The organism is Pseudomonas peli (genome assembly GCF_050563605.1).
Classification (GTDB): Bacteria; Pseudomonadota; Gammaproteobacteria; order Pseudomonadales; family Pseudomonadaceae; genus Aquipseudomonas; species Aquipseudomonas peli_A.
Genome location: NZ_JBNXUH010000028.1, coordinates 1 through 20,803 on the forward strand (window position 1 = coordinate 1; position 20,803 = coordinate 20,803).

Here is a 20,803-nt window from a genome sequence, read left to right on the forward strand (position 1 = left end):
AGGAGGGCATTGCCCCGCGCGSCCACTYCCCGGGGGYWAAGGGGTTTGMCCACATAAYCGYCGGCGCCGTTTCCCAGCCCCCNCCCCGCGGGTCGTTTCCCTCATGNGCGCGGGGTRAAAAAAACCCCCGGCCCCTCGGAGAACCGCCGCAACCGCTTGCAGGCTTCGAAGCCGCTGATATCCGGCAGGCCGACATCGAGAATCAACAGATCGGCCGGGCTGCGCTGCTGTTCGGCCAGAGCCTGCTCGGCCAGGCTTAGCCAGGTGGTGGTAAAGCCTTCGCTTTGCAGGGCAAAGATCAGGGTGTCGGCGATCGCGGCTTCGTCTTCGACAATCAGAATATGCGGCATGGGCGTCCTGCTCGTGGCAACTCGGCGAGGAGCCTGCGGCAGGCCGCTGCCAGCGTCAAGGGCGAGCCGAAGGCGGCATATCCTGTAGGAGCGGCGGGGGCTCCTAGCCCATGCCCGCGAGCGACTCTCAGATAGACGAGTACATCGCGGACAAGTCCGCTCCTAGGGCCTTAGTCCAGCTTAAAGCGTGCGGTGTTCTGCTCCAACGCCTGACTGCCCTGACGCAGCTGTTCGGCGGCGTTGCTCACTGCCTGCGCGCCTTCAAGCAAGGCACTGGCGGCCTGGTCGACCTGCTGGATATTGCCGCTGACCTCATCGGCCGTGGCGGCCTGTTGCTCGGCGGCAGTGGCGATCTGCGCCAGGCGGTCGGTGACCAGTTGTACCGACTCGACGATAGCATTCAGGTCCTCACCCATGGCCAGCACGCTGCCAACATCGCCTTCGGCCTGACGCACGGCGTCTTCCATCTGGGTGACCGACTGGCCGACCACGCGGTGCAGGTTGGCCACGGTTTCGGCAATTTCCGCCGTGGAGTTCTGCGTGCGCTGCGACAGCGAACGCACCTCATCGGCCACCACGGCAAAGCCGCGGCCCTGATCGCCTGCGCGCGCCGCTTCGATGGCGGCGTTGAGCGCGAGCAGGTTGGTCTGTTCGGCAATACCCTTGATCACATCCACCACGCGGGTGATCTGCTCGGTCTGGGTGCGCAGTTGCTGCAGGGTGGTAGCGCTGTCGCCCAGGCGGCTGCTGAGCTGGCGCATGCTGGCACTGGTGCGGGCGCTACGCTGATTGCTCTGTTCGGCAATCTCGCGGGTCTGCCCGGCTTCCACTGCAGCCTGCTCGCAGCTCTGTGCCACGCTCTGTGCGGTAGCTGCCATTTGTGTGGCGGCGGCGGCAATCTGGCTCATCTGCGCCTGCTGCTGCTCCACGGATTCCAGGGCATTGCGCGCCTCGCCGTTAAGCATCTGCACCGTGCCACCGAGTTGCTGGCTCTGCTGGTTGACCCCCTGCATCGAATCGCGCAACTGGCCAACCGCGGTATTCAGCGCCATGGCGATACTCGCCAGATCATCCGCACCATGCACCTGCATGCGCACGCGCAGGTCGCCATCGCGCAGGCCTTCGGCGGCCTGGATGATCCCGGCAGTGCTGCGGCGGATCGAAGCGTTAAGGCAGAACAGCACATACAGCGCCAGCAGGGTCAGCACGCTGAACACGCCAATCACTTCGATCATCGCGACCAGGCCATTCTGCCGGTACTCGCCGAGGCTGGCGGCAAACTGCTGGTATAGCGCCGCCTGCAAGTCGAGCAACTGGCCCTGCAAGGCATCGGTCCGCTGCACGAACTGCTCCGGGGTCAAGGCCATCGGGCTGGCCTCGAACATGTCGCGGTCAATGCCCGCGAGGAAGGCTTCGTAACCCTGCAGTGCCTCATCGTAGGGCCCCTGCAGCTGGCGCATGGCGCGCGGCGATTCAAGCCCGAGGGTCGATTGCGCCTTGAGCAACTGGCTGCGCGATTCATCCAGGCTGCGGCGCAAATCGCGGATCAGCACCCGGCTCTGCAAGGTGAAATGCTGCGACACCACGGCGCCATAGCCCTGGCTGGCAAAGCTGCCCAATTGTTCCAGCAGACGCGGCAGGGTGTAGGTCAGCTGCTCCATCATCAGGTAGGTGTCGAGATGCGGATCGAGGATCAGCCCGCTGTCGGTGGCCACCTGTTCGCGCAGGGCGAGCAGGCCGAGCAGGTTCTTTTGGTAACGTTCGAGGGCATCGGGCAAAGCCAGCTTACCCAGCACATCGACACTCAGCTCGGCCTGAGCAGCGTTGAGGTTCTGCAAATGTTGCCGCGACTGATCACTTAGCAACTCGGATTTAAGCGGCTGCTCCAGCGCTTGCAAGGCTGGCCCAAGACCGCTGGCGCGTTCCCGCAGCAGCGCTTCGGCGGCTTTCTCGGTACCCTTCCAGCGCGACAGTAGCGTGCGCTGTTCAATCAGTGCCTGCTGCACGCCGGCCATGCCCTGCAGGGCGCTGATGCCTTCAAGCTCATTGTCGATGGAGTTGAGTCGATCCTGATAATTGCTACCAATCACCCACAACGAAAAGCCCAGCGGCAAAGCGAACAGCACAAACACCAACTGAAACTTGCGTGCGAAGCTGAAACGCTCCAGCAGCCGCACGCCCGGTTTGAGTACTCCAGTCATACACACCTCAACCTGTGAAGCGCGCCAACTTCAGGGGCGCGCCAAAGCAAAACTTAAAGCAAGAAGCACGCCCAAGCAGCGTGCCTGTAAGCGGCAATATGTAGTGAGCATAGATGAGTGACCGGGCCACGGCCCGTTCCTGGCCCGAGGTGTGCGCGGCCGGCTGACTGAGGCGCAGCTGAACCCTAGCTAGAGACGCCGCTCCAGAGTTCATCGACATGGCGAAAGCCCCACTCCTCGGCGGACTCGCGACCGACGATCTTGTCGCGTCCGACCAGCTTGCTCAGGTCGAGAATTTCCTGCGGGATCGGGGTTTTCGATTTGGCCGAGAAGAACACCTTGACCCTCGGCGCGAGCAAGGACTTGGCCTGCTGCTCCATTACCACGCCAATACGCCCGCTCTCCAGACGCACCAGCGAACCCACCGGGTATATGCCCACGGTTTTGACAAAAGCCTGGAACACCACAGGGTCAAAATGGCCCTTCCACTCGGCCATCTTGCGGATCGACTCGGCCGGATCCCAACCCTGTTTGTACGGTCGGTTAGAGGTGATCGCGTCATACACGTCGCACACCGCGCCCATGCGCGCGTACAGGCTGATCTGCTCACCGGCCAGGCGATGCGGGTAACCGCTGCCATCGACCTTTTCGTGGTGATGCAGGCACACATCCAGCACCAGCGCGCTGACCTGCTTACTGTCCAGCAGCATGCGCGAGCCCGCTTCGGGGTGGTCGCGCACTGTGGCAAACTCGCCGTCGGTGAGCTTGCCCGGCTTGTTCAGTACCGTATGGGGAATCGCCATCTTGCCGATGTCATGCAGCAGCCCGGCCAGCCCGGCCTCACGCACCTGGCCCTCGTTGAGGCCGAGATTGCGCGCCAGGGCAATCATCAGCGCGCATACCGCCACCGAATGCATATAGGTGTATTCATCGGCGTTTTTCAGCCGGGCCAGGCTGATCAGCGCATTGGGGTGACGCATGATCGAATCGGAAATTTCCTCAACCAGCTCGCCGGCCTGCTCAAACTGCAGCGCCTGGCCCATACGCGCATCACCAAACATGCTGACCACCGCAGCTTTGGAACGGGCGCAGAGCTTGACCGCGCGCTGCATCTCATCGTCCATCGACACCGCCAGGCTGACCGGTGGGCTCTGTACCGCGGCCAACAGAGCGGCCTCGGCTTCGGCGGCGACTTCCTCGGGGCTGACGCTGGCCGTGCCGACTGCAACATCCAAGCCCTTGCTGACATCAATCCACAGCTCACCGATGCTGCTGGCTTTGATCCGCTGCAGGTCTTTTTCCGAACTGAGAAGAAACTTGGATTTCCAGAAGGGGTGGTCCATCCATGCGCCACAAAACTCGTGGATATACATACCGACGCGCACGTCGGCCACTGCGATGCACTTCAACATGGATTGCACTCAAAAGAGGCCAAAAACCAGTAACTCTCAGACAGCGTAGATGATCAATCAGCCTGCATTGTTATGACGGGGGCGAACTGATGGCAATAAGACATCGGTCGCAGATCGGCGGCTTGGAAGCCTTAGCACTACTGCTTATCATTGCCCCACTCGCGCACCACAAGGAGTTGCCATGCGCCGCCTGCTGACCGGTCTTAGCGTCATTATTCTGCTGTTGCTCAACACGCTGATACTGATCGGCCCACTGCTGCTGATCGCCCTCGGCAAGTTCGTATTGCCCGGCAAGGCGCTGAAAACCGCCAGCTCACGCGGGGTGATGTGGGTGGCGGAAACCTGGGCGGAGATCAACAAGCTGATCTTCGCCACGCTGCTGCCGGTGCACTGGGATATTCGCGGCAGTGCCGACCTGCGCCAGAGCACCTCCTATCTGGTGATCAGCAACCACCAGTCGTGGGTCGATATTCCGGCGCTGGTGCAGGCGTTTAATCGCAAGACGCCCTACTTCAAGTTCTTCCTCAAGCAGCAGCTGATCTGGGTGCCCTTTCTCGGCCTGGCGTTCTGGGCGTTGGATTACCCCTTTATGCGCCGCTACTCCAAGGCGTTTTTGGCCAAGCATCCGCAGCTCAAGGGCCAGGACCTGGAAATCACCAAACGCGCCTGCGAGAAGTTCAAGGACCTGCCGGTGACCGTGGTCAATTACCTCGAAGGCACCCGCTGCACCCCAGCCAAACAGGCGCAGCAAAGCTCGCCCTATCAGTATCTGCTCAAACCGAAAGCCGGCGGCGTGGCCTTTGTCCTGGCGGCACTGGGCGAGCAGCTGGACACCGTGCTGGATGTGACCGTGGTGTATCCGGGCACGCGGATTCCCGGTTTCTGGGAGCTGATCAGCGGCCAGGTGGACAAGGTGATCGTCGATATCCAGACCCGCGACCTCGACCCGGCGCTGTGGCAAGGCGACTACGAGAACGATCCGGTATTCCGCCAATTTGTGCAGGGCTGGGTGACGAAACTGTGGCAAGACAAGGATGCGCGGATCGCGCAGATTCGCGCCGAACAGCCCAGCTGACCAGACACCGCTGCCGCTCAACTACTGCGGCAGCTCACGCCGAATCATCCAGTGCTCAGGCGGCGGCATCAGACGGCTGATATCGAACTGCTCCAGACTGACTTGGTCGAGCATCTCGATCATCGGGCTAACCCGCCGTGCATGCGCGCGACCTTCAAGCGCGCGCACCGCCAGGTCCACCGCAATGCGCGCCTGCAACACCGGGGAGTCGGTGGGCGCGGCAACAATAAAACCATCGCGAATCTGCTCGACGATCCGCTCGGTGGTGTAGGTGGCCAGCACCCGTGCCTGGTAGTTCTGCCCCGAGGTCTGCACCAGCTGCGCGGCAAAGCCGGCGGCTTCAGCATTGCCCAGCAGGAAGTCGAGGCGCGGATGCTGCCTGAGCAGTTCGCGCACCAGTTGCGCCTGACTGGCGCGATCCACCGGGGCATAGCCGCCGTGGTGTACGGTCATCGGTTTGATCTGCTCGGCTGCGCGCAGGGCCTTTTCCGAATCCAGCACCCAGCCCGCGCCCTGCGGCCCAGGCAACCAGCCCAGACTGAAAGGCCCCGGCGGGCGATGGTCATCGATATACGCCAGGGCAGCGCCAGTCATATCGGCAAAATCCACGCTGGAGCTGGCACTTAGCCCCGGACAGTCGATGCCGTTGACCAGATCGATAACCGGCTTGCCCTGTTCGACCAGTTGAGCGATTGCCGGGCAGAGGGCCTGGGCGTCGATCGCCGCAATCACATAGGCATCGGCATTGCGCTGCTGACAGTTGTGCAGCTGCTGCGCTTGCACCTGCGGGTTTTCATAGCCGCCGGCCTCATAGATACCTAGCCGCACGCCTTGACGCGCAGCCTCCTCATCCAGCCCCCAGGCCACGCCCCACCAATAGCGATCCTTGCCGTGCGGCAACAATGCGCAGATCCGCCAGGGTTTCGCCGCTTGCGACAAAGGTTGGTACTGCTGCGATACGCCATCGGCCAGCACCTCAGCCGGATACCAGTCCGTGGCCCACGCCGGGCCACTTATCCAAAGCCAGCATAGGGTGAAGCAGATCGCCCGCATAAGGTCCTGCCCTGGAAAGTGGACACTGAACAGCCGTGCCGTGCACTTACTTTAGCCACTTTTCAGGTTCTATTGACGGAGCAGAAACGAGCAAAAAACAGGCGCGCCCCTTGGGTGAGGAACCGCGCATGCGACTGCAGGCGGGCAAACCAACTGCCCGCCTGCATAACCGAGGGCAATCAGGCCGCGCTAAACATCTTGTGCGGATCGATCACAAACTTCTTCGGCACGCCGGCATCGAACTCGCCGTAACCACGCGGCGCGTCATCCAGGCTGATTACCTGCACACCCACCACTTCGGCGATATTGATGCGGTCCCACATGATCGCCTGCATCAGCGCGCGGTTGTACTTCATCACCGGGGTCTGGCCGGTGTGGAAGCTGTGCGACTTGGCCCAGCCGAGGCCGAAGCGAATACTCAAGCTACCGATCTTCGCCGCCGCGTCCACCGCACCCGGATCTTCGGTGACGTAGAGGCCGGGAATGCCGATCTTGCCGGCGACCCGTACCACGCCCATCAGCGAGTTGAGCACCGTGGCCGGCGCTTCGTGTTGGACGCCTGCGTGACCATGGCCACGGGCCTCGAAGCCCACCGCATCGACTGCGCAATCGACTTCCGGCTCGCCCAGCAGGGCGGCGATCTGCTCGTGCAACGGGGTGTCTTTGGACAGGTCAGCAATCTCGAAACCGACCGCCTTGGCATGGGCCAAACGCACCGGATTAACGTCACCGACAATCACCACAGCCGCACCAAGCAAGCGCGCAGAGGCAGCCGCAGCCAGACCGACCGGGCCAGCACCGGCGATATACACGGTGCTGCCTGGGCCAACGCCGGCCGTCACAGCACCGTGGTAACCGGTGGGCAGGATGTCGGACAGGCAGGTCAGGTCGCGGATCTTCTCCATGGCCTTGTCGCGGTCCGGCAGTTTCAGCAGGTTGAAGTCGGCGTACGGCACCATGGCGTACTCGGCCTGCCCACCGGTCCAGTCGCCCATGTCGACGTAGCCGTAGGCACCGCCAGCACGCGCCGGATTGACCGACAGGCAGACGCCGGTGTGCTGCTCTTTGCAGCTGCGGCAGCGGCCGCACGCGACGTTAAACGGCACCGAGACCAGATCACCAATTTTCAGGTTCTCGACGTCGCGGCCCTTCTCGATCACCTCACCGGTGATTTCATGGCCCAGCACCAGGCCGGTTTGCGCCGTGGTGCGACCGCGCACCATATGCTGGTCGGAGCCACAGATATTGGTGGAGACCACACGCAGGATGACCCCGTGCTCGATCTTGCGACCGCGCGGGTCCTGCATTTTCGGATAGTCGATTTTCTGCACTTCGACCTTGCCAGCGCCGAGATAGACGACGCCACGATTACCAGACATACGTATTTCTCCTTTCTTGTTGTGAATACAAAGGCGCGGCCAACGGTCGCGCGGCCTTGTACTGGAGCTTGTGTCTGTTGCCGGGTGGGACCGAGGGTTTGGCAGTCGGGCCCGCCCATAGCGAGGGTTTCAGCAGTTGCGGTTTAGGCGTGCAGCACCACCGTGCGGCTGGCGTTGAGAAACACCCGCCGCTCGAGGTGGTAGCCGATGGCTTTGGCCAGGGTCTGGCACTCGATATCGCGGCCCTTGGCGATCAGGTCTTCGGGGTAGTGGGCGTGATCCACCGACTCCACGCCCTGGGCGATGATCGGCCCCTCGTCGAGGTCGTTGTTGATGTAGTGGGCGGTGGCGCCGACCAGCTTGACGCCCTTCTCGTAAGCCTGGTGATAGGGCTTGGCGCCCTTGAAACCGGGCAGCAGCGAGTGGTGAATATTGATCGCCCAGCCATCCAGCTGGCGGCACAGCTCAGGTGAGAGCACCTGCATATAGCGGGCAAGCACCACCAGCTCGGCGCCGCTGTCCTCGATCACCTGCAGCACCTTGCGCTCCTGCGCCGGCTTGTCTGCCGGGTCGAGCGGGAAGTGGTAGTAGGGAATATCGTGCCAGCGCGCCAGCGGTTCCAGGTCCGGGTGATTGGACACCACCGCCACCACGTCCATGGCCAGATGGCCGATGCGCTGGCGATAGAGCAGGTCGTTCAGGCAGTGATCGGCCTTGCTGACCATCAGCACCACCTTGGCCCGGTAACCCGGCGGGGTCAGCTCGACCTGCATGCCGAAGGCAGTCAAACGCTGATCGAGGCCGGCGCGAAAGGCCTGCTCATCGAAGTCATCCGGCTGACGGAACTCCACGCGGATAAAGAACCGCGCCGACAGTCGATCATCGAAAGAATGGTGTTCGGTGACGTAACAGCGCTGCTCGAACAGAAAGCGCGTCACCGCATCCACGGTGCCGAGCACGCTCGGGCAGTGGGCGGTGAGAATCCAGGTATCGGGGGTGCGGCTCATGATCGGGCCCTCGGTGGAACTCGTGGAAGGTGCTGGGCGGCATTCCGCTTTAGCCGCGAAAAGCAGTCGCGGCTAAAGCCCCTCCCACAGGATGTTTATTGCCGTCAGGCCTTGATCGCCAGTCCAAACTCGGCGCTGGCGTCCTGCAGCCACAGCCAGAAGTAATCGGAGAAGCTGCGGCGGATCAGCAGTTCCCAGGTGTCTTCGGCGGTGTGACGGATCACCAGTTGCGACTTGGCGAAGTGCGTGCCCACCGCCTTGCCCACCGGGAAGTTGCTCGGGTGCACGTCGTAGCTGGTGGACTTCATCAGCACTTCGCGCACCTTCGGCCCGCTCAGTTCCAGCAGGGTTTGCCCGCCGCTGACGTTAACGATCGAGATGTGCTGACCCTCCAGCGCCTCACGCAGCTTCTGCTCGACCGCGAACTCGCTGCCGCTCGGCACAATCAGCAGCCATTCATCAGGGGCCAGCCATTGCAGCGAGGTGTCGCCGGCCGCCACCAGGGTAAGCGCTACCGGCAGCTCCAGGCCCAGAGCCTTGTGCACGCCACCGGCAAACGCCGGGTCTTTGCCATCGCCACGCAGGGTCAGGTGACCGAGCAGCTTCTTCTCGCGCAGGGTCACCCCGGCGCTGGCCGACCCTTTGCCCGCCAGTTGCTCAAGGCCGGCGTGGAACAGTGGCGACTCGGCATGCGCGGCGGCCGGGCGTTGTTGATAGACGTTGATCAAGTTAGACATTCTGGCGATCCCCTTTCGGGTCATAGAACACGGAGCTGACGATTTCGGCTTCGATCAGGCTGCCATCGGCCAGCGGCGCAAACACGCGCTCGCCCATGCGTTTGAGGCCGCCCTTGACCACAGCCATGGCGAAGGAATAGCCCAGCGCCGCGCTCATATAGCTGGAGGTGACGTGGCCGACCATGCTCATCGGGATGGACTGTTTCGGATCGAACACCAGTTGCGCGCCTTCCGGCAGCACGGTTTTCGGGTCGACGGGTTTGAGCCCGACCAACTGCTTGCGGTCCTCGCGCAGGCCGTCTTCGCGGTTCATCCCGCGCCAGCCGATCCACGAGAACGGCTTGGTGCGACCGACACACCAGCCCATATTGAGGTCGTCCGGGGTTACCGAGCCGTCGGTGTCCTGACCGACGATGATGAAGCCCTTCTCGGCCCGCAGTACGTGCATGGTCTCGGTGCCGTAAGGCGTCAGGCCATGCTTCTTGCCGGCCTCGATGATCTTTTCCCACACGCCCAGGGCGTAGTCGGCCTGCACGTTGACTTCGTAGCTCAGCTCGCCGGTAAAGGAGATGCGGAACACCCGCGCCGGCACGCCGCCGACCTGACCTTCCTTCCAGGTCATAAACGGGAAGGCGTCCTTGTCCAGGTCGATGTCGGTGACCTCGGCCAGCAGCTTGCGGCTGTTGGGGCCGGACAGGGTCATGGTCGCCCAATGGTCGGTAACCGAGGTGAAGTACACCTTCAGCTCCGGCCACTCGGTCTGGTGGTAGATCTCCAGCCATTCCATCACCCGTGCGGCGCCGCCGGTGGTGGTGGTCATCAGGAAGTGGTTGTCGGCCAGACAGGCGGTCACGCCGTCGTCGAAGACCATGCCGTCTTCCTTGCACATCAGGCCGTAGCGCGCCTTGCCCACATCCAGCTTGGTCCAGGCGTTGCTGTACACGCGGTTGAGAAACTCGCGGGCATCCGGGCCCTGAATGTCGATCTTGCCCAGCGTCGAGGCATCGAGGATGCCGACCGCGTTACGCACTGCCAGGCACTCGCGGGCCACGGCGGCGTGCAGGTCTTCACCGGCCTTGGGGAAGTACCAGGGGCGTTTCCACTGACCGACATCCTCGAACTCGGCACCGTTCTGCAGGTGCCAGCTGTGCATGGCGGTGTAGCGCTTGGGCTCGAACAACGCGCCGCAATGACGGCCGGCGACAGCGCCGAAGGTCACCGGGGTGTAGTTCGGGCGGAACATGGTGGTGCCCATCTGCGGGATGCTGATGCCCAGCGAGCGGGCGGCAATCGCCAGGCCGTTGATATTGCCCAGCTTGCCCTGGTCGGTGCCGAAGCCCAGCGCGGTGTAGCGTTTGACGTGCTCGACCGACTCAAAGCCTTCACGCGTCGCCAGCTCGATACCGGCAGCGGTGACGTCGTTCTGCAGATCGACAAACTGCTTGGGCGCGCGCGCCGTCGGCTTGTCGTGCGGCACTTGGAACAGCGCCAGGGAAGGCTCTTCCATGCGTACTGCCACCTGCGGCAGGCTCGCGGAAACCGCCTTGAAGCCGGCTTCAGCAGCCGCCGATACACCGGCCTCGAAGCCATCGGCCAGGGCATCACCCAGGCCGAATACGCCATTCACCGCACCGGCGCACAGGCGCTTCTGGAAGCCACCCTCGCCCGGGACAAAGGCCAGAATATCTTCACGCCAAGTCGGCCGGCCGCCTAGGTGCGAGGCCAGGTGCACCACCGGGCTGTAGCCGCCGGAGCTGACGATCAGGTCGCAATCAAGCACTTCGCCGGGGCTGCTGACCTTGTGGCTCTGCACATCGATGGCGCAGATGCGCGCAGCGGTCACCCGCTTGCTGCCGGCCGCTTCCACCACGGCGCTGCCGGTGAGGATGCGCACGCCGCGTTTGCGCGCTTCTTCCACCCAGCTGCCGCGCGGGTTGCTGCGTGCATCGGCGACAGCCACCACCTGCAAGCCGGCGTCGAGCCAGTCGAGCACCACGCGGTAGGCGTAATCGTTGTTGGTCGACAGCACCAGCTGCTTGCCCGGCGCCACGCCATAACGGCGCACATAGGTGGACACCGCATCGGCGAGCATATTGCCCGGCACGTCGTTGTTGGCGTAAACCAGCGGCCGCTCGTGGGCGCCAGTGGCCAGCACCACACGTTTGGCGCGTACGCGGTGCATACGTTGACGGACCATACCCATGGGCGCGATCTCGCCGAGGTGATCGGTCAGGCGCTGGTGAATGGTGAGGAAGTTGTGGTCGTGGTAACCGTTGACCGTGGAACGCGGCAGCAGGGTCACTTCAGGCATGCCGGACAGCTCGGCAATCACCTGGGCGGCCCATTCGGCTGCCGGTTTGCCGTCGAGGGTTTCCCGAGTGCTGAGCAGGCTGCCGCCGAACTCTTCCTGCTCATCGGCGAGAATTACCCGGGCACCGCTGCGCGCAGCAGCCAACGCCGCCGCCAGGCCCGCCGGGCCGGCACCGACCACCAGCACGTCGCAATGCTGGTTCATATAGTCGTAGCTGTCCGGGTCTACCGCAGTCGGCGCACGGCCTAAACCTGCGGCCTTGCGGATGTATTTCTCGTAGGTCAGCCAGAGGTTCTGCGGGTACATAAAGGTCTTGTAGTAGAACCCCGGCGGCATCATCTTGCCGCCGACCTTGCCGAGAATGCCCATCAGGTCGGTGTTTACGCTCGGCCAGCCGTTGGTGCTGCTGGCGACTAGGCCGGCATACAGCGCCTGCTGGGTGGCGCGCACGTTGGGGATCTGCGCCGCTTCGGTGCTGCCGATCTGCAGCACCGCGTTCGGCTCCTCGGCGCCGGCAGCAACGATGCCGCGCGGCCGCGAGTACTTGAAGCTGCGCCCGACGATATCCACGCCATTGGCCAGCAAGGCGGCGGCCAAGGTGTCGCCGGCAAAGCCTTCATAGCTCTGCCCGTTGAAGCTGAATGTCAGGGGCTGGCTGCGATCAACGCGGCCGCCAGTAGCAAGACGATTGACCTGGCTCATGCCGTTACTCCTTGGTCGATGGCCTTTTTCTCGACAGTGCCGGCAGCGGTGACGCTGGGCTTCTCGCCGATCTTGTAGGTTTCGAGAATTTCGTAGGTCACCGTGTGACGGGTGGCGTTGAAGTACTTGCGGCAACCGGCGGAATGCACCCACAGCTCGTGGTGAATGCCGCGCGGGTTATCGCGGAAGAACAAATACTCGCCCCACTCGGCATCGGTGCAGGCGGATGGATCCAGCGGGCGCGGAATATGCGCCTGGCCCTTGGCGTGGAATTCCTCTTCGGAGCGCAGTTCGCCGCAGTGAGGGCAGAAGATATGCAACATGGGTAAGCCCTCTTAGTGAGCCACGGCAGCAGCGCCGTGCTCGTCGATCAGTGCGCCGGTGTGGAAACGGTCCATGGAGAACGGTTTGGCCAGCGGGTGCATTTCGCCCTTGGCCAGGCTCGCGGCGAACACGTGACCCGAACCCGGCGTGGCCTTGAAGCCGCCGGTGCCCCAACCGCAGTTGAAGAACAGGTTGGGTACCGGGGTTTTGGAAATGATCGGGCAAGCGTCCGGCGAGGTGTCGACGATGCCGCCCCACTGGCGGTTCATGCGTACCCGCGAGAGCACCGGAAACATCTCGACGATGGCCTGCAGGGTGTGTTCGATGGTGCCGTAGGAGCCGCGCTGGCCGTAGCCGTTGTAACCGTCGATGCCGGCGCCGATGACCAGGTCGCCCTTGTCCGACTGGCTGATATAGCCATGCACGGCGTTGGACATGATCACGCTGTCGATAATCGGCTTGATCGGCTCGGACACCAGCGCCTGCAGCGGATGGGATTCCAGTGGCAGGCGGAAGCCGGCCAGGCCGGCCATATGCCCGGAGTTACCGGCGGTGACCACACCAACGCGCTTGCCGCCGATAAAGCCCTTGTTGGTTTCCACGCCGATGCACACGCCGTTTTCCTTGCGGAAACCGATCACTTCGGTCTGCTGCAGCAGGTCGACACCCAAGGCATCGGCGGCGCGGGCATAGCCCCAGGCCACGGCGTCGTGACGCGCCACGCCACCGCGACGCTGCACGGTGGAACCCATCACCGGGTAGCGGGTGTTCTTGCTGCAATCCAGGTAGGGAATCTCTTCGGCCACCTGTTTAGCGTCAAGCAACTCGCCGTCCACGCCGTTTAGGCGGTTGGCGCTGACGCGGCGCTCGGAGTCGCGTATGTCCTGCAGGGTGTGGCACAGGTTGTAGACACCGCGCTGGCTGAACATGACGTTGTAGTTAAGGTCCTGGGACAGGCCTTCCCACAGTTTCATCGCATGCTCATACAGGTGCGCCGACTCATCCCACAGGTAATTGGAGCGCACGATGGTGGTGTTGCGCGCGGTGTTACCGCCGCCCAGCCAGCCCTTCTCGATCACCGCGACGTTCTTTACGCCGAACTCTTTCGCCAGGTAATAGGCCGTGGCCAGACCGTGGCCGCCACCGCCGACGATGATCACGTCGTACACCGGCTTGGGCGTGGGGTTGCGCCACATGCGCTGCCAGTTTTCATGGTGGCTGAAAGCGTGCTTGAACAGGCCGAAGCCGGAATAACGTTGCATAAAGGTGCTCCTGAAACGGAAAGCTGGAACCTTGTCGCCAGGCGCGGCAGTCACCGAACCGGGTGGATCATTGCGTTCAACGGTAGACCGGGTAATCGGCGCACAGCCCTGCCGCCAGAGTCGCCACCTGCGCTTCCACATCGGCATCGCCCAGGTGGTCGAGGATGTTGCAGATCCAACCGGCCAGCTCGATGCTTTGCGCTTCCTTGAGACCGCGGGTGGTGATGGCCGGGGTGCCGATACGCAGGCCCGAAGTGACAAACGGCGACTGCGGGTCATTCGGCACGGCGTTCTTGTTGACCGTGATCCCGGCGCGCCCCAGGGCCGCATCGGCGTCTTTACCGGTCAGCCCCTGACGGATCAGGCTGACCAGAAACAGGTGGTTGTCGGTGCCGCCGGAGACCACGTCGTAGCCGCGCTCGATAAACACCTTGGCCATGGCCTGGGCGTTTTTGATCACTTGCGCTTGGTATTCCTTGAAGCCCGGTTCCATGGCTTCCTTGAAGCACACCGCCTTGGCCGCGATCACATGCATCAGCGGGCCGCCCTGGGCGCCAGGGAATACCGCCGAGTTAAGTTTCTTCTCGATCTCGGCATTGGCGCGAGCCAGGATCAAGCCGCCACGCGGACCGCGCAGGGTCTTGTGGGTGGTGGTGGTGACCACATCGGCAAAGGGAATCGGGTTGGGGTACAGGCCGGCGGCCACCAGACCGGCGACGTGGGCCATATCGACAAACAGCAGCGCGCCAACCTTGTCGGCGATGGCGCGGAAACGCGGGAAATCCAGAGTCTTCGAGTAGGCGGAGAAACCGGCGACGATCATCTTCGGCTGGCACTCAACAGCCAGGCGCTCGACTTCGTCGTAATCGATCAGGCCGGTGGCGGTGTCGATGCCGTACTGCACGGCGTTGTACAGCTTGCCCGAGGACGACACCTTGGCGCCGTGGGTCAGGTGGCCGCCGTGGGCCAGGCTCATGCCGAGGATGGTGTCACCGGCATTGATCAACGCCAGGTACACCGCGCTGTTGGCCGACGAGCCGGAATGCGGCTGGACGTTGGCGTAATCGGCGCCAAACAGCGCCTTGGCGCGGTCGATGGCCAGCTGCTCGACCACATCGACATGCTCGCAGCCGCCGTAATAACGCTTGCCCGGATAGCCTTCGGCGTACTTGTTGGTCAGGCCGCTACCCTGGGCTTCCATGACCCGCTGGCTGGTGTAGTTTTCCGAGGCGATCAGCTCGATATGGTGCTCCTGACGGCTTTCCTCGGCGTTGATCGCGCTGAGCAATTCGTCGTCGTAGCCTTGAATCTGGTCGTTCTTGCTGAACATCGCTGATCTCCTGCGGCACCGGGGTGTGGCGCATCTGTGGCGGTGTGGGTGCGTCTTAAAGACTGAACCCAGTTGCCACCGATGGTATGACTGGCCCTGATCAGTCAGATGCCTAGGCACGCCACGGGGGATTGCGTTTGCGACATGCACAGGTCGCAATTACGCAGCTCATAGCCGGAGGCAATACGAGGAAATCTTGCGCCGACAAATCGCGCGCGGATTACAAGCGGGCTACGAGGCGCTGATCACTAACCACTCACGAATGGCCACCAGCAGCAGGAAGTGGCCGGGGTAGAACAGGTAGGCCCAGCGCCGTACCGGCGGCACCTCACCCTGGAGCGGCTGGCGCAACAGCCACAGCCCCAGCAGCGGCGCCGCCATGCAGATCAGAATAACGCTCCAGGCGAAGGGATCGCCGCGGGTCGCATCAATGTAGAACGGCGGCCAATAGTTGGCGGCCAGGCACAGCATCACCGGCCAGACCCAGCTCGCCCCCGGTCGCTGCAAGGCATAGATAAAAGCCGCGGGCAGCAATGCACCGGCCAAGCCGAACATCAACCAGGGATGGCCGACCAGCGCCACCAGTACCGCCGTGACAGCCAACCAGCGCCGCTGCCCATTGGGCTGCCCCACCCCACCGGCAATCAGCAAGCCCAGCACCAGAGTCGGCATAACATTCAGCGACTGTGGCGTAACCACCAGCAGCCGATAGGGCCATTCGGAGAGCAGCGCGAACAGCACCAGCAGCCCGAGGTAGCGCAGGGGAAAGGGTTTGCCGCCACCTGCCGAAGGCCGCGCCAGGTTGGCGGCAATCGCCAGACAGAAAAACGGAAAAGCCAGGCGCCCCGGGATATACAGCCAGTACAGGGACGGCCAGACATGCCGCAGGTGGTCGAACAGCATGGTCGCCAGGGCCAGCCACTTGAGCAGATCCAGCGCGGCGTTGCGGGTGCGCCCGGCAGGGGGTGTCAGCATTGCGGCACTCAGGGAGTCAGCGGATTACCTGACGGTAACCCAATGACCGCGTCAATGCGCACCCGGCATCAGATCAGCCCTGCAGCTTGTTTTTGCAGCTGGCCGAGGCCTTGATCAGGCGTTGCTGCATGGCCGCATCAGGTGTCGATTGGGCGGCCATGGCCTGCATTTCCGCCTCACTGAACTCACCGCCGACCTTTTCGGCGGCACATTCGCAATACGCCTTCAGGTTGTTCATATCGTGCCCCTCGGGGGCGCCCGCCACGCACTCATTTACAAATGAGGCCTTGGCACCGTCAGGCCAGGGCTCTGCGGCAACGGCCGGCAGGGCAAAGGCCAGGGGAAGGAAAAATGCGATCAGATGACGGTAGTTCATGGTGGATTCCTGTGCGGGTCAGTGACAGGGGCAACACCTGGCCGGTCGAAGCGAACCCATGGTTCGCCCCCCCGACAGCCAAGGCACCACGGCCTGCTCTAGCGGTCCACGACGAGTGACTGTCTGTCGAGCGATAACCCCATTGGCGCCGCAAACGACGCCACGATCCCATCAGGCGAGCCACTCATCCTGGCCTTAGCTGTGAGGCCGGGCAGCGCCATGAGTTCCTTTCATTTATTCCGCTGCCAGCGCCGCAACCCAGTGCTGCGCCGTCTCAGCCCGTCGCGCCGTCAAGACTGTTTACCAGGCCAAACAGCGCCTGGAATAAACAAGATGTCGCCACAACGTCCGCCGGGCCGCGCACGCGCAGGTAAAGTAAACCCATTCGCCGGCCCGCTCGGCAACCGATAGAAGGAACTAGCAATGCCCGATCTTTCGCAACAGTTCGCCAGCGACAACTATTCCGGTATCTGTCCGGAAGCCTGGGCAGCCATGGCCGAGGCCAACCAGGGTCACGACCGCGCCTACGGCGATGATCAGTGGACCGCCCGCGCCGCCGACCACTTCCGCCAGCTATTCGAAACCGACTGCGAAGTGTTCTTCGCTTTCAACGGCACGGCGGCCAACTCCCTGGCGCTGGCCGCGCTGTGCCAGAGCTACCACAGCGTGATCTGCTCGGAGACCGCCCACGTCGAAACCGACGAGTGCGGCGCGCCGGAGTTTTTCTCCAACGGCTCCAAACTGCTGCTGGCCAAGACCGAGAACGGCAAGCTGACCCCCGAGGCGATCCGTGAAATCGCTCTCAAACGCCAGGACATCCACTACCCCAAGCCACGGGTAGTCACCCTGACTCAGGCCACGGAAGTCGGCACCGTCTACAGCCCCGATGAAGTACGGGCGATCAGCGCGGTATGCCGCGAACTGGGCCTGCATCTGCATATGGACGGTGCTCGCTTCTCCAACGCCTGCGCCTTTCTCGGCTGCAGCCCGGCCGACCTGACCTGGAAGGCTGGCGTCGATGTGCTGTGTTTTGGCGGCACCAAGAACGGTATGGCGGTGGGTGAAGCGATCCTGTTCTTCAACAAGGACCTGGCGGAAGACTTTGACTACCGCTGCAAGCAGGCCGGTCAGCTGGCCTCGAAGATGCGTTACCTGTCAGCACCCTGGGTCGGCATCCTGCAGGACGGCGCCTGGCTGCGTTACGCCCAGCACGCCAACCGCTGCGCGCGCCTGCTGGCCGAGCTGGTCAGCGATATTCCGGGCGTCAGCCTGATGTTCCCAGTACAGGCCAACGGCGTGTTTTTGCAGATGTCAGAACCGGCGCTGGAAATCCTGCGCGGCCAGGGCTGGCGCTTCTACACCTTTATCGGGGCCGGCGGCGCACGCTTTATGTGCTCCTGGGACACCGACGAAGCGCGGGTGCGCCAGCTGGCAGGAGATATTCGCCAGGCGATGGCGGCGAGTTAACGGGGCACCAAAGCCGGCAACAAAGTGCGCGAAATCGCCTCGCGCACATTCGGCAACAGCGTCGCGCTGCCACCGAGCAACTCCTCCACCAGCCGCCGCAGGGCCACGGCGCGCTCCGGACTAAGACCGCTGACGGCATGCTCGCAGGCCTGCTCGGCGGTCACCCCGGGTGGAATCGACAGCCCCAGCGCGACCAGGCGTTCGCGTAGGTCCTCCTGATCAATCAGGTCGGCATGCATCATGGTCAAATCCTCCTGTGGTGGCGCGCTAGCGCAGCACGCCTTCTTCCAGTAACAGTTTGAAGATAGCCTCCGCGCCCGCTTGCGGCGATACATCTTTGAGTACTTGCCCGCCGCCACCGGATGCCTTGGCCGTGGCGGCCTTCATCCGTTCCGCACCGGTCTTGGCCTTGATCACCTTGAGGCGCTTGGGCCGAGGTTTGGCCGGTTGCAGCTGGGCGTTGGCAAACAGCGGATCGGCGACCAACTCCACCTCGTCGGCCGTCAACAGGCCACGGCGAGCCGGGCCGAAGGCGCTCTGCCTCGCAGTGGGCGCGGCATTGTCGACACTGGCGACAAACGGCAGGCGTACCTGCAAGCGTCGGCGCTGACCGCGGGGCAAGGCTTGCAGCACCTGAGCCACGCCATTGCTGACCTGCTCCACCGCCGCCAGCCCGACCACCAGCGGCCAGCCGAGCTGTTCCGCCAGCAGGTAAGGCAGCATGCCCGAGCCTTCGCCGGTTTCCGCCTGGCTGCCGGTCAGCACCAGCTGCGCGCTGGAGTCGGCCAGGTACTCGGCGAGCACCGGCAGCGCATCGCTGTGCACCGGTTGTTCGAGAATCTTGATCTGCTCAAGGCCCATGCCCAGATAAGCGCGCAACGCTTCCTGCTGCGGATCACCGGCATGCAGCACCTGCAGGCGCTCACCGGCCAGACGCAGCCCCAGCTCGACTGCGCGGGCGTCCTGCTCGGCGCGGCGCGGGCGTCCGGAGGTGGGGTGAGCGCCAACCGAAACCAGCGCCACGATATTCAACTCCGTCATGCATCCCCCGTAGCCCGGATGCAATCCGGGAATCGCGGTTGAGAATCGCGAAGACAAACCTTATGCAGCATCACGCGCTCCTCCCTGCCGATGGGCCGCAACACGCTCGATCAACGCCTGCAGAATCGCGGCGGACTCGCCGATCACCGAGAGGTCGGCGCGTTTGATCATGTCGCAGGTCGGGTCGAGGTTGATCGCCACCACCTTGTCGCAGGCGCCGATGCCTTGCAGGTGCTGGATCGCCCCGCTGATACCCACAGCCACGTAGACCCGCGCCGTGACCCAGATGCCTGACGCACCGACCTGGCGCTCGCGGCCCATAAAGCCATCGTCCACCGCCACCCGCGAGGCGCCTTCGGTGGCGCCCAGCGCCGCAGCGGCCTGATGGAACAGCGCCCAGTCCTTCACGCCGTTGCCGCCGGAGAGAATAAATTCGGCCTCGGCCATGGGGATCTGCGCCGGATCAACCGCTACCGCACCGAGATCCTGAATCCGTGGTAAATGGCTAACCAGCGCTTCACTGAGCGCCAGCGGCCGTACTTCGTGACGGGTTTCGCTGACCGGTTCGGCGCACTCCACCGCCGCCAGAATCAGGCGTGGCGCTGCTTGCACCAGGTCTTCTCGCCCAGCACCCGCACGCCCGCTGGCCACTCCATCGGCCACCTGCCAAACGCGCGTCGCCGGGCGTTCGCCGAGCTTGGCGGCCAGGCGGCGGCCCAGTTCGCCGCCACCGCTGCGGCTGTCGGGCAACAACCAGTGGCGCGGCGAGAGTTGGCGCTCCAGCGCACCGAGGGCCAGTACCCGTGCTTCCGGGGCGTAGCCGTCGAAAGTGTCATCGGCGAACTGCAGCAGACGGTCGACGCCGTTGCAGTCGAAGGCGCTTTCCTTATGTTCACCAAAGATCACCGCGACCACCGCGCCGTCGCTGCCGGCGAGCTTGTGCGCCAGGCCAAGCAGGTCCTTGTCATGCGCGCTCAGGCGGCCGCCGACCATATCCGGCACCACGGCGATATAGAACGCCGGTTGCTCGATAACCCGCAGCGGCAACTGCACCACGGCACTGGCCGTCGAGCGCTTGGCCGCGCCGCCTTGCTGCGCGCCGGAGCGGTCGATGCGTTTAAGGCCATTGGGGCCGATAAAGCCCACGGCATGCGGGTTCTTGCGCAGCACCCCGGCGGCGCTGAGCCAGCTGGCCACGGTCGGTTGTGCGGCGGCATGCAGCGGGTGCAGGCGATTGCGGGCAATCCATTCAGCCCGCGGATCACGGCGAATCAGGTCGCTCATGGGCTTACCTCGGCTACTTCACGCGGGGCCGGCGCAGGCTGCTTCACCTCGACCACGCCCTCAATCAATACATCGGCCACCAGCTCGGCAATATCCTTGACCTCCGGGCGCACGCCGACCACCCCTTCGAGCATCGCTGTGCACTGCGGACAACCCACGGCCACCAGCTCGGCACCGGTCTCCTTGATATCGACCATGCGCATATCGGGGATGCGCTGCTTGCCAGGAATATCGGTGATCGGCGCACCGCCGCCACCGCCGCAGCAACGGGAGCGGAAGCCCGAACGCTGCATTTCCTTCACCTCGATGCCGATGGCATTCAGCACATTGCGCGGCGCTTCGTACTCACCGTTGTAGCGACCCAGGTAGCACGGGTCGTGGTAGGTGACCGAGCCGCCCTTGTGGGTGCCGAGGTTAAGTTTCTGACCGGTGAACAGTTCATCCATATAAGTGCTGTGGTGCAGCACCTGGTAACGGCCGCCCAGCTCACCGTATTCGTTTTTCAGCACATGGAAAC

General features: G+C 63.6%; 18 protein-coding genes and 1 pseudogene. 2 read left to right on the forward strand and 17 right to left on the reverse strand.

From position 1 onward, the window contains the following. From ACQ4LH_RS19880 to ACQ4LH_RS19890, 3 genes and pseudogenes are all read right to left on the reverse strand, one after another. A pseudogene (locus ACQ4LH_RS19880) lies at positions 1-350 on the reverse strand (response regulator); the annotation flags it as partial. Between the two features lie 170 nt (positions 351-520). Continuing rightward, positions 521-2,551, reverse strand: coding sequence for a methyl-accepting chemotaxis protein (locus ACQ4LH_RS19885; RefSeq protein ID WP_430698782.1), 2,031 nt, complete (start codon positions 2,549-2,551; stop codon positions 521-523). A 185-nt stretch (positions 2,552-2,736) separates the two neighbouring features. Further along, positions 2,737-3,963: an HD-GYP domain-containing protein gene (locus ACQ4LH_RS19890; RefSeq protein ID WP_430698783.1), complete on the reverse strand. Its 1,227-nt coding sequence runs from the start codon at positions 3,961-3,963 to the stop codon at positions 2,737-2,739. Between the two features lie 181 nt (positions 3,964-4,144). On the opposite strand from ACQ4LH_RS19890, the gene ACQ4LH_RS19895 reads away from it, so the two are divergent. Next, a complete protein-coding gene (locus ACQ4LH_RS19895) occupies positions 4,145-5,038 on the forward strand; it encodes an acyltransferase (RefSeq protein WP_430698784.1) in 894 nt (297 codons plus the stop codon). A 21-nt stretch (positions 5,039-5,059) separates the two neighbouring features. On the opposite strand, the gene torT is transcribed toward ACQ4LH_RS19895, so the two are convergent. The 10 genes from torT to ACQ4LH_RS19945 form a co-directional block, all read right to left on the reverse strand. Further along, the gene (gene torT, locus ACQ4LH_RS19900) at positions 5,060-6,091 is read right to left on the reverse strand and encodes a TMAO reductase system periplasmic protein TorT (protein WP_430698785.1); all 1,032 of its coding nucleotides are present in this window, start codon (positions 6,089-6,091) and stop codon (positions 5,060-5,062) included. A 179-nt stretch (positions 6,092-6,270) separates the two neighbouring features. Then, complete coding sequence (gene fdhA, locus ACQ4LH_RS19905) at positions 6,271-7,470, reverse strand: formaldehyde dehydrogenase, glutathione-independent (RefSeq protein WP_430698786.1); 1,200 nt, start codon at positions 7,468-7,470, stop codon at positions 6,271-6,273. 143 nt (positions 7,471-7,613) lie between these two features. Next, the gene (gene purU / locus ACQ4LH_RS19910) at positions 7,614-8,477 is read right to left on the reverse strand and encodes a formyltetrahydrofolate deformylase (protein WP_430698787.1); all 864 of its coding nucleotides are present in this window, start codon (positions 8,475-8,477) and stop codon (positions 7,614-7,616) included. A gap of 104 nt (positions 8,478-8,581) precedes the next feature. After that, positions 8,582-9,214 (reverse strand): sarcosine oxidase subunit gamma, encoded by a 633-nt coding sequence (locus tag ACQ4LH_RS19915; RefSeq protein WP_430698788.1) that lies wholly within the window; start codon positions 9,212-9,214, stop codon positions 8,582-8,584. Continuing rightward, entirely contained in the window at positions 9,207-12,227 is a 3,021-nt protein-coding gene (locus ACQ4LH_RS19920) for a sarcosine oxidase subunit alpha (RefSeq protein ID WP_430698789.1), read from the reverse strand. The genes ACQ4LH_RS19915 and ACQ4LH_RS19920 overlap by 8 nt, the downstream gene beginning before the upstream one ends. Continuing rightward, positions 12,224-12,550 (reverse strand): sarcosine oxidase subunit delta, encoded by a 327-nt coding sequence (locus ACQ4LH_RS19925; RefSeq protein WP_430698790.1) that lies wholly within the window; start codon positions 12,548-12,550, stop codon positions 12,224-12,226. Before ACQ4LH_RS19925 ends, ACQ4LH_RS19920 begins: the two co-directional genes overlap by 4 nt. A gap of 12 nt (positions 12,551-12,562) precedes the next feature. Further along, positions 12,563-13,813, reverse strand: a complete 1,251-nt coding sequence (locus ACQ4LH_RS19930) for a sarcosine oxidase subunit beta family protein (RefSeq protein WP_430698791.1) — start codon at positions 13,811-13,813, stop codon at positions 12,563-12,565. Between the two features lie 76 nt (positions 13,814-13,889). Further along, positions 13,890-15,143 (reverse strand): serine hydroxymethyltransferase, encoded by a 1,254-nt coding sequence (glyA, locus tag ACQ4LH_RS19935; RefSeq protein WP_305592787.1) that lies wholly within the window; start codon positions 15,141-15,143, stop codon positions 13,890-13,892. 231 nt (positions 15,144-15,374) lie between these two features. Then, the gene (locus ACQ4LH_RS19940) at positions 15,375-16,118 is read right to left on the reverse strand and encodes a TraX family protein (protein ID WP_430698792.1); all 744 of its coding nucleotides are present in this window, start codon (positions 16,116-16,118) and stop codon (positions 15,375-15,377) included. 73 nt (positions 16,119-16,191) lie between these two features. Continuing rightward, positions 16,192-16,494: a hypothetical protein gene (locus ACQ4LH_RS19945; RefSeq protein WP_430698793.1), complete on the reverse strand. Its 303-nt coding sequence runs from the start codon at positions 16,492-16,494 to the stop codon at positions 16,192-16,194. Between the two features lie 423 nt (positions 16,495-16,917). Here ACQ4LH_RS19945 and ACQ4LH_RS19950 point away from each other — a divergent pair, with 423 nt between their 5' ends. Next, complete coding sequence (locus ACQ4LH_RS19950) at positions 16,918-17,961, forward strand: low specificity L-threonine aldolase (RefSeq protein ID WP_430698794.1); 1,044 nt, start codon at positions 16,918-16,920, stop codon at positions 17,959-17,961. Here the strand turns inward: ACQ4LH_RS19950 and ACQ4LH_RS19955 are convergent. The 4 genes from ACQ4LH_RS19955 to ACQ4LH_RS19970 all read right to left on the reverse strand — a co-directional run. Beyond that, positions 17,958-18,203 (reverse strand): hypothetical protein, encoded by a 246-nt coding sequence (locus ACQ4LH_RS19955; protein WP_090379281.1) that lies wholly within the window; start codon positions 18,201-18,203, stop codon positions 17,958-17,960. The two genes, ACQ4LH_RS19950 and ACQ4LH_RS19955, sit on opposite strands and share 4 nt — an antisense overlap. A gap of 25 nt (positions 18,204-18,228) precedes the next feature. Continuing rightward, positions 18,229-19,002: an electron transfer flavoprotein subunit beta gene (locus ACQ4LH_RS19960; protein ID WP_430698795.1), complete on the reverse strand. Its 774-nt coding sequence runs from the start codon at positions 19,000-19,002 to the stop codon at positions 18,229-18,231. Positions 19,003-19,062: 60 nt separating this feature from the next. Continuing rightward, positions 19,063-20,286 carry an electron transfer flavoprotein subunit alpha/FixB family protein gene (locus ACQ4LH_RS19965; protein ID WP_430698796.1) on the reverse strand — a complete coding sequence of 408 codons (1,224 nt, stop codon included), beginning with the start codon at positions 20,284-20,286 and terminating at the stop codon, positions 19,063-19,065. Next, positions 20,283-20,803: (Fe-S)-binding protein (locus ACQ4LH_RS19970; protein ID WP_430698797.1), on the reverse strand; the 521-nt coding region annotated here is incomplete at its 5' end. The genes ACQ4LH_RS19970 and ACQ4LH_RS19965, both read right to left, overlap by 4 nt.